Origin of the sequence: Ochrobactrum sp. SFR4 (assembly GCF_019730395.1) — a bacterium.
GTDB lineage: Bacteria > Pseudomonadota > Alphaproteobacteria > Rhizobiales > Rhizobiaceae > Pseudochrobactrum.
Genome location: NZ_JAAPBB010000766.1, coordinates 1 through 273, shown reverse-complemented (window position 1 = coordinate 273; position 273 = coordinate 1). Strand labels below are relative to the sequence as shown.

Here is a 273-nt window from a genome sequence, read left to right as displayed (position 1 = left end):
GACCGTGCCGGTAACATTGGCAACGCCTCAACAGGCTTTGCCATCGAGATCGACACAACGCCACCTGTCGCACCGGTTATCAGCCGTGTGCAGGATACTGTGCCGCCGAAAGTCGGCGATATCAACAGCGGTGATGCGACGAACGATACCCGTCCGTCCTTCTCCGGTACGGCTGAAGCAAACGGCAAGGTGAAGGTCTATCTCAATGGCGTTGAAATCGGCAGCGCTGACGTCAATGCCTCGGGGGTCTGGACCTTCCGTCCGGCAGCGGAC

General features: G+C 59.3%; 1 protein-coding gene. It reads left to right on the top strand.

Going from position 1 to position 273, the window contains the following annotated elements:
- Positions 1–273 (top strand): Ig-like domain-containing protein (locus tag HBA93_RS21155; protein WP_286202114.1); only part of this gene is annotated, 273 nt, incomplete at both ends.